Below are 11,880 nucleotides of genomic sequence, written 5' to 3'. Positions count from 1 at the left end.
AACTTGCCGCGCATTTTCCAATATAAGGTACTTTTAAACAATCAGTTTTTGTTCTAAATCAACCTGTTGCCATAGATGTTTATGCAATTTATCCAGCTTTTCCCATTGTTTTTTTTGCAACCAATCAACCAAAGGTGCTGGATCACTTGGAAAATTCAGTTTTTTGTTCTGTGGCGATTGCAACCAATCATCCATCGCATTGGGGTTTAAATAGCTCATGACATGGGCTGCACCCATCGACAATAGCGTCTGTGCATTAATCCCCTGCTCAAATTGTTTTCCAAGTGGTTTTAGCAATAGCTTTTTACCTAATTGCAACGCTTCACTTGCAAGTTCAAATCCGGCGTTGCCAATTACACCACCAGCATTGGCCAAATCATTTAAAAAGCCAACGCGTGACGGCGCTCTTAGATGAATATTACCGATAGAGCAATCTTGCGCATCTGGGTGATAACAGTAAAACTCACGCTCAGGAAAGTCTTTGAGGTAGTCGACCACACTGTCTAAACTTTCAAAAGGCAAATACACCAACACCTTATTTTCGACCATCACCGGGTTATCATGGTGATGATTAGCAATAAATGGCGGAATGATGTTTTCTGCATAAGGCTGCCAATGCACCCCTAAATAAACGCTCGCTGGCGCATAGTTACGGATCAGCGCACGACGAAAAAAAGCTCGGCCAAACATTGGCACTTTATCAGATAAAAACGCCGCTTGATGGCTCATACCAATAACAGGGATACCTTGCTGTTTAGCTGCCCATGCTGTAATCGGCTCAAAGTCATTAAACACCAAGTCATAATGACGTAAATCAAGGTTTTTTATATCTTTTAAAAGCTGCAGCGGGCGCGCATTTTTTAATGTTTTAAAGCTATCAACCTGCCCCGACTTGCTGGTAAACGACAAACCTCGAAAAGCTCGGTAATCGGCAAAATCGTCCATATCAAAGTAGTCTTGCTCTTTACGACCCGAAAACACATAGTCAACATCGACTCCTAATGCTTTAAAGGTCGTTGCCATTACTCGTGCTCGAGTAATATGGCCATTACCCGTACCTTGAATACCGTACAAAATTCTCATATAGACTCCACCACCATTACAGCTAATACTGCACAACTTGACCCCATCACTGCGCCAATCACCACATCAGCAGGGTAATGCACACCAATAATCACTCTAGATGCCGCCACCCCTGATGCCCACATCAGCCACAGCACAGCAAATTCAGGAAAATAGATAGTTAAAATAGTCGCCACCACAAATGCCCCAGCACTATGCCCCGACGGTAAGCTAAATTGGTCGCTTGGCACTAAATAAGCACCTTGCACTAAGCAGTCGCAGGGTCTGACCCGTGCGATTCGCTTTTTAGCTAAAAAGTAAATAGGCCGCTCAATGGCAAAACCCACCAAAATACTCATCGCCAGTTGTTGAAAGTGCAACTGCTCGGTGAACCACCAAAACCCAAGAAACAACACCACGTAAAGTCCGCCATCGCCACTTTTCGAAAACCCGAGCGCTGATCTTCTGAGCCAAACTGGCGAAGCATCGTTAAACACGCTTAAAAACAACTGTTCATCTACTTTGGCCAATTTAGTAAGTATGTTGTTTGCCATGGTGAGCTCCTTGTCATACTTTGCGTCTAATTTTTATACTCATCTCAGCTTAGGCGCTAAAAATAACAATTAGGTGACGCTTTTGAGACACTAATGTTGCGATGGCGAAATTCCTTTGATTTAAACCAATAATCCGCTATTAAGTCGTTGTTATTGAGTTGTATCAGGGTATACTGAGTACTAAACAGACAGTCTCTTTAGAGGATGAAAAAATGGATTACAGCACTTCTGATTTATGCGACCACTTTGCAGATGTGGTTGATGTGCTCGAACCAATGTTTATCAATTTTGGTGGACGCCCAAGCTTTAGTGGTCGAGTAAAAACCGTTAAATGCTTTGAAAATAACGAGCTGATCCGCGAAATTTTATCAACCGATGGCACTGACAGCGTGTTATTGATTGATGGTGGTGGTTCTACCCGACGCGCCCTTATTGATATAGAGCTGGCTGAAATCGCATTAGAAAACAACTGGCAAGGCATTATCGTTTACGGTGCCATTCGTCATGTTGATGAACTTGAAGAGCTAGACTTAGGCATTCAAGCAATTGCCTCTATTCCTGTTGCTGCCGATAGCGAAGGCGCAGGTGAAGACGGCATTGGTGTTAACTTCGCAGGCGTTTCTTTCTTTGATGACGACTTTGTTTACGCTGATAGCACCGGTATTATATTATCTGCTGAAGAATTAGAGTTAGAAATAATAGAAGACTAATCTCGGTGACAAACTACCTTAAAATTTATGATGAAGCGGCGGTAAAGCACTTATGTGCTCGCCGCGCTAACGAACTCAAAGCTTGGCAAGCCCTTGCCCTTCTCGACACTCAAGTTAACGCCCCACAAGCACTCATCGATGCAAAACACTTCGGTATTCGCTATGTTTTAGTTGGCGTATGTGAAGATATTGGCCCTCGCGCTAACTTAGGTAACGGTGGCTCAGGACAAGCGTGGCAAGCATTTTTAAAGCGCTTTTTAAACCAAACGCATAATCAGTTTTTAAACCACGAGCGTGTGTTATTGCTCGGCGAAGTGGCCCTTGATGATTTAAACCAACAAGCTGCTGACCTTGATAATAAAAACGACACCGACTTAGCCAAACTACGTGAATTATGCGCTGATATAGACACCCGCGTTGAGCAAGTGCTTGCAATGATTTTTGCAGCTGGCCTTGAGCCAATTGTAATCGGTGGTGGCCATAACAACTGCTTAGGTATTTTACGTGCTCTTAGCAAACAACATGGCAAACCAGTCAACGCCATTAACTTAGACCCTCATGCTGATTTCAGAGAATGTGAAGGCCGTCATAGCGGCAATGGCTTTAGGTATGCGTACAGCGAAAACCACCTTGCTGATTATCATGTGATGGGGTTACACGAATTTAAAAATAACCAAGCGATTATGGATGCCCTGACAAACGCAAACTTCACGTTTGATAGTTACCAAGACATTCAAGTACGTCGCAACGTTGATTTATCTTCAGCATGTAAACACGCATTAGCGCAGTTTGATAATGCGCCACTAGGAGTCGAAGTCGACCTAGACAGCATTTCGTTAATGCCGGTTAGTGCATACACCAACTGTGGCTTTAGTGTAAGTGATGCAGAACATTTTGTGCATTTAGCAGCTAGCCAAACAACTGCTCATTACCTTCACTTATGCGAAGGCGCCCCGTCGCAACACCCAGTTGGTTTAGAAGCAGGCATGAACGACGCTGGCCAAATCATCACCGCCCTAGTGAATGCGTATTTGCAGGCGAGAGAGGCAAGTTAGAAAGTTAGAAAGTTAGAAAGTTAGAAAGTTAGAAAGTTAGAAAGTTAGAAAGTTAGAAAGTTAGAAACTCTAAAATACCTAGTATCTAAGTCAAGGAGCTCGCCAACTTTACTCTTGAGACTCGCTAACTTTCAATCTGATAGCTGATGGCTGAAAGCTCTATCTTTACTCTTTCCCCTAGCAACTCGCTAACTGTCAATCTGACAGCTTTAGCTTTCCCCCTGATGCTCTAACCGCCACTGTTTTAACCACGACATCATGCCTACGCTGCTAAGCGGGTAATTAAAGTAATAACCCTGGGCGGCGTAGGTATTCAACGACTTAACAAACTTGAGTTGCTCTAGGGTTTCTACCCCTTCACAAATCACCTTGGCATTATTTTGATTATGCATATCCACCATGCCAGAGACTAGACTACGAACTTGGCTTTGATGGGCAAAATCAGCGGTTAGCGATGCAGCTACTTTAATATACTCAACATTAAGATTAGGTAACTTCGCAAGCCAAACTGGCGTGTCACCAAAGCCATCAATACACAGCTTAATACCAATACTATTTAGCCTTGCGACCATGGCTTTACCTTGGTCATCTAAGCTCATAAATAGATCGAGCGGGCATTCAATAATTAAATCGCCTGGCTCTAAGCGGTGTTCATTCATAATGCGGTCAACAAATTCAATGAACTCTTCATGCAGCATTTCTGGGCCAAACACGTTAATACTGAGTGGTAGTTCAATGCCTTCCATACGCAGTGCCATAGCAAGCTCAGCAGCACGTTCAATAACATATGCTGCCACAGGGTAACTTAAGCCAGCGACACGAATATCATCAATGAACTTGTTAGCCGAAAGAATGCCTTGTTTTGGATGCTGCCAACGTAGCAGCAATTCTAAAAACTCAATTTGCTCGTCGCTATTACGAATAACTGGCTGAAAATAAAGCTCAAGTTCGCTGGCAAAATCTAAGTGAGCTAATTCGCGTAGACGTGCTTGTTGCTCTAATTGCTCGATCATCATTTGCGGGTGATAAGGCACAATTTCTCGCTCTGGGTTTGAATCAAGGGCAAGGTTGGCAAATGAAATTAAGTTCTCGAAGCTGTATTCTGGTTCGTCACAGTTCACGTAACTGGCGCGCACTTTAACTTCAATTGTACAATTAGCAACGTTGAATGGCTTTAATGTGACTTGCCTAATTTGACTGATCAGCTGCTCATGAAGATGTTTTTGCTCTTCGAGTGAGCAAATAAACGCAAAGTTTAAGCCCCCTAAATGCGCTAATTTTTCAGCATGTGCGGTGTTACTTGCCATACTCAACACTGCATCAACACTAAGCTGCTGTTTAATACGTGTGGCCGATTGCGCTAATAATAAATCACCAAAGTCACGACCAATGTGCTGGTTAACATCGTTAAAACCTTCAAGGCGTATCATTACTAGTGCACAGTTAGCCGAGTGCTCTTCAGTCCATGCAACAAAGCTATTTCTAAGCGCGTTTCGATCAGGTAAACCAGTCAGTGGTGTGGCATCTAAATCATCGTTATGGAGCGGTTTAACTTCAACCTGCTCATCATCTTCGGGCTCTTCGTAATTAAAAAAGCCTGAAATAGATAAAATAACTACCGAGAAAACAAGCCAATATAAAGCGGTGTCGAGTAAAAGGTGGGCAGAGTATAAAACCGCAAATGAAATAGCAGCAGAGACACTCAATATTATGGCAAGCCAATTTGTGGTGCGAAATGCTTGCCATAAATGAAAGCATAAAGCTAAAGCAAGTAAGATAACCAGCCAAGGTAATCCTAAGCTTAAAATAGCTAAACCTAGTACGCCATTAACGACTAGGCTTAGTCTTAAAGTTGAGTTTTGAGTTACGCATAAGGCACAGATCATTGCCATAAAAACGCTACCAGCTAAAAACACTGGCACTACATCACTTGTTAAATTTACGAGTTGCGTGCTACTACTCGCTAAACTAAGAATCAATGACATGTAATCCAAACTGCGTAATAAAACTTATCTAACTAAGTCTACCCAAAATCCACAGATTTAACAGTTTATTTACGCCGAATTGGTAACTTAATTGTGCAGGGTGGGATATTTGCCAGTGAGCAATATCAGCACGAGCCCCCACTTTTAGTACGCCACGATCGTCAAGACCTAACGCACCCGCTGCGTTTCGTGTTACGCCAGCTAATGCTTGCTCTGGTGTCATACGGAAAATAGTGCACGCCATATTCATCATTAAGTGCAATGAACATAATGGTGAAGTACCGGGGTTAAAGTCAGTTGAAATAGCGATCGGAACTTGATACTGCTGGAGTAGTTCAATTGGCGGATACTTTGTTTCGCGTAAGAAGTAAAATGCACCTGGCAACAATACCGCTGCGGTGCCCGCTTTAGCCATTGCCTGAATGCCAGCTTCATCTAGGTGTTCAATATGATCTGCCGATAAGCCATTAAATTCTGCAACAAGCTCTGCGCCATGTTGATTAGATAACTGCTCAGCGTGCAACTTAACTGGTAAGTTGTGCTTTTTAGCCGCTTCAAACACACGGCGAGTTTGCTCGTTACTAAAGCCAACATTTTCACAAAATGCATCAACCGCATCAGCTAAATCAGCTTCAACAACACGATCAAGCATTTCACCGCACACCAAGTCAATGTACTCATCGCTACGGCCTTTATATTCAGGCGGTAATGCGTGAGCACCTAAAAACGTGGTTTTAACATCAACCGGGTGGTTCTCACCGAGTAAACGCGCGACTTCGAGAAGTTTAATTTCGTTTTCACAATCAAGGCCATAGCCAGATTTAATCTCTACCGTCGTCACGCCTTCTGCGTATAAGGCATTTAAACGCTCTTTAGCACTAACAAAGAGAGTTTCGTGGTCGGCTTCGCGAGTTGCACGTACAGTACTTGCAATACCGCCACCGTTTGCAGCGATTTGTTCGTAGCTTACACCTTGTAAACGCTGCTCAAACTCTTCTGCGCGGCTACCGGCAAACACTAAGTGAGTGTGACAATCAATCAACCCTGGGGTTAACCACTGCCCTTTTGCAGATACAGTTGGCGTTGCTAACGCGTCAAATTTAGGTAAATCGGTTTGTGCACCTAACCAGGCAACTTTGCCATCTTTAACGGCAATCGCTGCATTTTCAATGGCGCCGTAGGGTGCATCGACAGCAGGATCCATTGTGGCGATATTGGCATCTGTGATCAGTAAATCCCAGAGCGCTTGATCATTGTTGGTTGTGTGCATTTTTCACCTATTATATTGATGCTTGCTAAAGACTCAGTATGAGCCTAAATTTAAAATTGCTTAAAGTTTATCAACTCATCTTGTATATACAAGGAAATTATGTCACCTTGTAACACACTGTTAACTTACCAATAAACTTTTCATAATGAGCGTCCCTAAGTTTGCGCAAATAAAAGAATTCATTCTGGAAAATATTCAATCGGGAGAATGGCAAGAAAACGACCGTGTCCCTTCAGAAAACGAACTCACCAGTCAATTTCAAGTTAGCCGCATGACAGCTAGGCGTGCACTCAGTGAGTTAACCGATGCCGGTATTTTAACCCGCAGCCAAGGGCAAGGTACTTTTGTTGCCAGCTTCAAATCACAATCTTCATTACTAGAAATCAAAAACATTGCCGATGAAGTTAAAGCACGAAACAGCAATTACAGTTGTACGATTTTAGTGATGGAATCAATCAGCGCAATTGCCCCCATCGCGATTGCTTTGGGTGTCGAGGTCGACAGCCATGTTTATCGAAGTGTGATTGTGCACAATGAGAACGAACAACCTTTGCAAGTTGAGGAGCGTTTTGTGAACCCCGCTCTTGCTAAAGACTACTTACAACAAGATTTTCACAGCCTAACACCCCACGAATACTTATCGCAGACGGCTCCGCTTACCGAGGCGCGTCACACAGTTGAAGCGATTATGCCCAATCAAGAAATGTGTGAATGGCTCAACCTGTACAACGAAGAGCCCTGTTTACAAGTGATCCGCCGAACCTGGTCAACGCAAGGTATTGTAAGCTTTGCACGCTTAGTCTCACCGGGCAGTAAATACCGACTGGGCGGCCACCTAACTTTTAAAAAGTAGCTAAATAGGCATTTGGTATTGAAAATTAAGTGACTCAATCGCTGAGCCATCAATGAGGCGCTGGCCTTTATCATGGCTAGTAAATGTCGGTGGCTGATTGCCCTGCTCAGCGCATTTTTGCTGGTAATAATCTACTTTTGTTGGATGCGCCGGATTTACCACATTATAAATGCTGCTCGCGCTTGACCAGTTTTCAAGTACAGAAAAAATCGCCGCTATCACATCTTGCTGCTGAACCATGTTTACCACTTGCTGACTTGAGCTAGACAGCTCTTTACCTGCCACAAACTTACCTGGGTCGCGCCCAGGCCCAACAAGGCCCGCTAAACGCAGCACTTTACCACCGGCATTGAGCACTAACTGCTCGGCATCAAATAGCAGTTGCTGGCGCGCTGATTGACAATTGATTACTGTACTCTCGTCGTATTGACCATTCTCAGTTGGGTAGACACCCGTCGAAGAACATAAAATAAAGCCTTTACAATTTAGTTGCTTGGCAAGCTCAAGCCCTGCTTGCAAAGTGACTAAATAATTACTTTCTGAGCTGCGACTACGCGGTGGAATTGCACACACCCACCATGCACCTTCAAGAGAAACATCGTGCTTAAGCACATCGTCTGCAAGCGCAAATTGGCGCTGAAAGTCATGCTCGTGCTCGCTACTTCGGTGTGTACCCTGCACTTGCCATGCTAATTCTTTTGCCTCAACACACAGCGCACTACCAAGCCAACCTGCCCCTAAAACGACCAGTTTATTATTTTCAGAACTCATTTATCCAACTACCTCTAGAAATTATTATTAACGTTCGCTTAACGGTGTAGCGATTTGGGTGCAAATATGATTAGATAGATAACTCTACCCGATAATAAAAACACGTGCACCTATGTTAAATAACCTCTCTTTACGTAAAAAAATATTACTACTCATCGGCGGGACGATAAGTGTACTACTGATCATCGCGTCTAGTTTTTTTGTTAGCCATATTGCTGACCTATCGCGCCAAGCTATTCAACGCGAAGCCGACAGCTATTTACAGAGTGAACGACTTTCAATGCAAGGTTACTTTGCCAAATACGGTAAAGTGGTTCAAACCTTCATTACAAATCCGCATTTAGTGAATTGGTTCGACAATTGGACTGAACGTGACCAAAGCCTTGATAACCAACCTGGATACGACAGCGTTAATCAAGATTTTGTGCGTATCAGCGGCAACGATGACAACATCTTATCTGCCTTCTTTGCATCTGCAACAACAGGTGAGTACTTCAAAGAAAACGAGCGAACCACTCATTATAATGGCCAGCCTTACTACGCTTACAAACGTGGTTGGTGGCAAGATGCTTTAAAGATCAACAAACTCTATGTAGGCCCAATTTCTGTGGATCTAACCACAGGTAATGCCTCTGCAGTTGTACAACAGCCTGTTTATAACAAACAAAATAAACTTGTTGGTTTTGGTGGTGTTGATTTACAGCTAAACAACATCAACGACATGGTTGAAGAAATTCGCTTTAATGGCCAAGGCTTTGGTTTCTTACTTGATGGCAATCAAAAGGTTGTGCACTTATCTAAGCGCACTGGCCACAAGCTATCTGTGACTGACGAAGGTCCGAATGGCAAAGAAGGCTTAGATGCCCTCGAAAAACAATTTAGCGACACATCAGGTTTTAGCGAATTAAACCGCGCGATGAAAAGCCAAAAAGATGGCAGCAGCTTTGTTACTTTCAAAGGTGAGCAATATTACGTTGTATACAACCGCCTTGAGCTAGAAACCCCTTACCTTGATTGGTACGTGGGTATTTTAATTCCAACAAGTATGATTGATGAGCCAGTAAATGATGCAGTGATGACAACCACAACCTCAGTGATCATCATTCTTGCGATTATCATTGCGATGATCTTCTGGGCCACGCAAATGATCACCAAACCGCTGACTAAGCTAACTTACATCATGCGTGATATCGCATCAGGTGATGGCGATTTAACACAAAAAATCGAAATCAAGAGTAATGATGAAGTAGGTCAACTTGCTCATCACATGAATACCTTCATCGATAAACTTCGTGCAATGATGCTAAATACGGCTGCGCAGGCTGAGCAACTAAGCCAAGCTGCAAGCCAGTTGAAAATTGTATCGCAAAAAACCAACGATGAAATTCAGCAAGAAAAGCAGCAAGTTGATAGTGTTAGTGCGGCGGTAACCGAAATGGCGTCTACAGTGATGGAAATCTCGCGTAATGCCCAGCACACCAATAATGCCGCTGAAGAAGTGCAAACCATTACCGTTGACGGTACGAAACGTTCTACTCAAGCTCAGTCAGTGATGACCGCCCTTGCAAGCCATATCGGTGAAGCGTCTAAAGTGGTAGCGGGTCTTGAACAAGAAAGTGGCAATATCGGTGCGGTAGTTGATGTTATCAACTCGATTGCAGAGCAAACTAACTTACTGGCACTGAACGCAGCAATTGAAGCAGCCCGTGCTGGTGAGCAAGGTCGAGGTTTCGCAGTTGTTGCTGATGAAGTTCGTTCACTGGCAAGCAGAACGCAAGAATCTACTGATGATATTCGCAATATGGTCAGCCGCTTACAGCAAATTGCCCAACAAGCATCGACTATGATGCAACAAGGTCAAGAGCGTGCTGAAGGCTCAGTTGAGCAAACACAAATTGTATTGCAAGCTCTACAAGATATCGCGCAATCTGTGACAAATGTGCAAGATCAAAGTCATCAAATTGCGACTTCGACAGAGCAGCAAACTGTGGTTGCAGAAGATATTAACAATAGCTTGGCAGCAATAAATCACTTAGTGAATAGCACTGCGGATCATGCCCATGAATTGGCGGATGAAGCACGTGATTTGAATGAATTGGCAGCCGCTTTAAATAAAACGGTGAATCAATTTAAGTTATAAAGATAAATTGCTGAAGTAGTTAAAAACCCGATGTCACCTGAAGATGACATCGGGTTTTTATCGTCAGCCTTCCCTGTTACTCGTGGCGCAACCGCTTTCGCGTGTTCCATAAATTCGTGCCACTGTTGCTTGTTCCATAAAGCAACTCCTTTGTTGGTCAATCCTTGTGTTGGTTGCGTTTGTACTTGTTCCATATAGTCACCTCCTTACGCTAGCTTCATCCTGTTTGGCTCCTGCCTAAGCTTATTCCTTGCTGTCATCTCCATTCACTTTATCCATAAAGCGTTGCCATTGTGCGCTACTCCATAACGCCTTGTTACTTCCTTGTTGTCCTTTGTGCGTAGTTACATTATCCATACTGTAAACTCCTTGCGGTTTATCGTCCGTTACTCCTACAGCAACTCCTTGCTGTGCTCCATTACCCATCCTTGTAGATTAATGCGGTGATTATCGCTTAGCGATGATATACACAGCATGAATCAAACCTGGAATGTACCCTAATAAGGTTAAAAGAATATTAATCCAGAACTGCGCACCTAAACCTACCTGTAAAAATACGCCAAGAGGTGGAATTAAAACCGATAAAATAATACGTATTAAATCCATGACTCACTCCTTGAAAAAGCTTAGCCCAGCCAAAGCTGGGCTATATAGGGCTTGCTATTATTCAGCAACAATCGTTAATTCATCGATTACTTTGCGAACATCTTCAGCATTTTCAGCAATGCTTACCGCTAATTGCTTTTCTGCATCAGACTCAACAGTACCTTTTAGTGTTACTACACCCATGTCAGTATCAACATCGATGTCTGTACCACCCACTTCTGAGTTAAATAAATAACGTGTTGTGATTACAGTACTGATTTTTGCGTCGGTTAAGTCGCTTTCTGCTGAATCAGCTTTGTCTGATTTCATGTGCTTAGCTTTCATGTTTTTAACAACAGTTAGTTTGTTATCAACAGAGCTAACACCGTCTAGGCTAAGAACTAGCTCTTCAGCAAGCTCTTTATCTAATTCGCTATCAACTTTACCTGTAAGTACAACCTTGCCATTCGTTACATCAGTGTTGATGTCAAAGTTGTTAAGGTTTGTGTTCATAAGAAGCACAGTTTCTGCCTTACCATCAATCCAAGCATCTTTACTTTCATTTTCCCAGCTGCTTGCCTGAGCTGACATGCTAGTTGCACCAATTACTAAAGCGGCAATCATAGATTTGTTAAAAGTGTTCATAATCTTCTCCTTTTGATTTAAGACACATTTACTAATGCGACTATGATGCCAACTATTTATTTGTTTATTTTCAGTAAGTTAAACGCTTATTCAGCGACTATTTATATTCATTTAGGTAAAGATTTACAAGCTGCTCGGTAAGAAGTTCACGATGTTGCAAAAATAACCATTTAGTTGCTGATTTTATTAATCAGTGGTTAATTTAACGAAGTTGCTTATTAGCAAAAAAATACAAACCATTGATTTATAT

12 protein-coding genes are annotated in these 11,880 nt (G+C 42.8%); 4 read left to right on the top strand and 8 right to left on the bottom strand.

The genetic code is table 11. From position 1 onward, the window contains the following. Positions 1 to 33: 33 nt before the first annotated feature. On the bottom strand, positions 34 to 1,083 hold the full coding sequence (locus tag L1D51_RS10265) for an MJ1255/VC2487 family glycosyltransferase (protein WP_239963609.1): 1,050 nt from the start codon (positions 1,081 to 1,083) through the stop codon (positions 34 to 36). Then, entirely contained in the window at positions 1,080 to 1,616 is a 537-nt protein-coding gene (locus L1D51_RS10260) for a phosphatase PAP2 family protein (RefSeq protein WP_055197485.1), read from the bottom strand. Before L1D51_RS10260 ends, L1D51_RS10265 begins: the two co-directional genes overlap by 4 nt. Positions 1,617 to 1,828: 212 nt before the next feature. Here L1D51_RS10260 and rraA point away from each other — a divergent pair, with 212 nt between their 5' ends. Together rraA and L1D51_RS10250 are read left to right on the top strand one after the other, a co-directional pair. Further along, on the top strand, positions 1,829 to 2,326 hold the full coding sequence (gene rraA / locus L1D51_RS10255; RefSeq protein ID WP_054552822.1) for a ribonuclease E activity regulator RraA: 498 nt from the start codon (positions 1,829 to 1,831) through the stop codon (positions 2,324 to 2,326). 5 nt (positions 2,327 to 2,331) lie between these two features. After that, entirely contained in the window at positions 2,332 to 3,381 is a 1,050-nt protein-coding gene (locus L1D51_RS10250) for a formimidoylglutamase (protein ID WP_239963608.1), read from the top strand. Between the two features lie 209 nt (positions 3,382 to 3,590). Here the strand turns inward: L1D51_RS10250 and L1D51_RS10245 are convergent, their stop codons facing one another. Continuing rightward, complete coding sequence (locus L1D51_RS10245) at positions 3,591 to 5,273, bottom strand: EAL domain-containing protein (protein ID WP_239963614.1); 1,683 nt, start codon at positions 5,271 to 5,273, stop codon at positions 3,591 to 3,593. Between the two features lie 121 nt (positions 5,274 to 5,394). Next, positions 5,395 to 6,636, bottom strand: a complete 1,242-nt coding sequence (hutI, locus tag L1D51_RS10240; protein WP_239963607.1) for an imidazolonepropionase — start codon at positions 6,634 to 6,636, stop codon at positions 5,395 to 5,397. 145 nt (positions 6,637 to 6,781) lie between these two features. On the opposite strand from hutI, the gene hutC reads away from it, so the two are divergent. Then, positions 6,782 to 7,489 carry a histidine utilization transcriptional repressor HutC gene (hutC, locus tag L1D51_RS10235; protein ID WP_239963606.1) on the top strand — a complete coding sequence of 236 codons (708 nt, stop codon included), beginning with the start codon at positions 6,782 to 6,784 and terminating at the stop codon, positions 7,487 to 7,489. Here the strand turns inward: hutC and L1D51_RS10230 are convergent, their stop codons facing one another. Then, positions 7,490 to 8,260, bottom strand: a complete 771-nt coding sequence (locus L1D51_RS10230; RefSeq protein WP_239963605.1) for a Rossmann-fold NAD(P)-binding domain-containing protein — start codon at positions 8,258 to 8,260, stop codon at positions 7,490 to 7,492. Positions 8,261 to 8,372: 112 nt separating this feature from the next. On the opposite strand from L1D51_RS10230, the gene L1D51_RS10225 reads away from it, so the two are divergent. Continuing rightward, complete coding sequence (locus tag L1D51_RS10225) at positions 8,373 to 10,400, top strand: methyl-accepting chemotaxis protein (RefSeq protein WP_239963604.1); 2,028 nt, start codon at positions 8,373 to 8,375, stop codon at positions 10,398 to 10,400. Here the strand turns inward: L1D51_RS10225 and L1D51_RS10220 are convergent. The 3 genes from L1D51_RS10220 to L1D51_RS10210 all read right to left on the bottom strand — a co-directional run bounded on the left by L1D51_RS10220 (position 10,385) and on the right by L1D51_RS10210 (position 11,630). Then, positions 10,385 to 10,594, bottom strand: a complete 210-nt coding sequence (locus L1D51_RS10220) for a hypothetical protein (RefSeq protein ID WP_239963603.1) — start codon at positions 10,592 to 10,594, stop codon at positions 10,385 to 10,387. The genes L1D51_RS10225 and L1D51_RS10220 overlap by 16 nt on opposite strands. A gap of 253 nt (positions 10,595 to 10,847) precedes the next feature. Further along, positions 10,848 to 11,006, bottom strand: coding sequence for a YqaE/Pmp3 family membrane protein (locus tag L1D51_RS10215; RefSeq protein WP_064971745.1), 159 nt, complete (start codon positions 11,004 to 11,006; stop codon positions 10,848 to 10,850). 57 nt (positions 11,007 to 11,063) lie between these two features. After that, the gene (locus tag L1D51_RS10210; RefSeq protein ID WP_054563315.1) at positions 11,064 to 11,630 is read right to left on the bottom strand and encodes a BON domain-containing protein; all 567 of its coding nucleotides are present in this window, start codon (positions 11,628 to 11,630) and stop codon (positions 11,064 to 11,066) included. Positions 11,631 to 11,880 lie beyond the last annotated feature (250 nt).

Origin of the sequence: Pseudoalteromonas shioyasakiensis (assembly GCF_022398475.1) — a bacterium.
GTDB lineage: Bacteria > Pseudomonadota > Gammaproteobacteria > Enterobacterales > Alteromonadaceae > Pseudoalteromonas.
Note: the sequence above shows the minus strand (reverse complement) of the source record. Positions and strands in the feature narration are given on the sequence as shown.

What these genes read in the sequence shown, in the direction of transcription:
- L1D51_RS10265 (WP_239963609.1), bottom strand. Translation starts at nt 1,083, where the DNA reads ATGAGAATTTTGTACGGTATTCAAGGTACGGGTAATGGCCATATTACT.
- L1D51_RS10260 (WP_055197485.1), bottom strand. Translation starts at nt 1,616, where the DNA reads ATGGCAAACAACATACTTACTAAATTGGCCAAAGTAGATGAACAGTTG.
- rraA (WP_054552822.1), top strand. Translation starts at nt 1,829, where the DNA reads ATGGATTACAGCACTTCTGATTTATGCGACCACTTTGCAGATGTGGTT.
- L1D51_RS10245 (WP_239963614.1), bottom strand. Translation starts at nt 5,273, where the DNA reads ATGGCAATGATCTGTGCCTTATGCGTAACTCAAAACTCAACTTTAAGA.
- hutI (WP_239963607.1), bottom strand. Translation starts at nt 6,636, where the DNA reads ATGCACACAACCAACAATGATCAAGCGCTCTGGGATTTACTGATCACA.
- hutC (WP_239963606.1), top strand. Translation starts at nt 6,782, where the DNA reads ATGAGCGTCCCTAAGTTTGCGCAAATAAAAGAATTCATTCTGGAAAAT.
- L1D51_RS10230 (WP_239963605.1), bottom strand. Translation starts at nt 8,260, where the DNA reads ATGAGTTCTGAAAATAATAAACTGGTCGTTTTAGGGGCAGGTTGGCTT.
- L1D51_RS10225 (WP_239963604.1), top strand. Translation starts at nt 8,373, where the DNA reads ATGTTAAATAACCTCTCTTTACGTAAAAAAATATTACTACTCATCGGC.
- L1D51_RS10220 (WP_239963603.1), bottom strand. Translation starts at nt 10,594, where the DNA reads ATGGAACAAGTACAAACGCAACCAACACAAGGATTGACCAACAAAGGA.
- L1D51_RS10215 (WP_064971745.1), bottom strand. Translation starts at nt 11,006, where the DNA reads ATGGATTTAATACGTATTATTTTATCGGTTTTAATTCCACCTCTTGGC.
- L1D51_RS10210 (WP_054563315.1), bottom strand. Translation starts at nt 11,630, where the DNA reads ATGAACACTTTTAACAAATCTATGATTGCCGCTTTAGTAATTGGTGCA.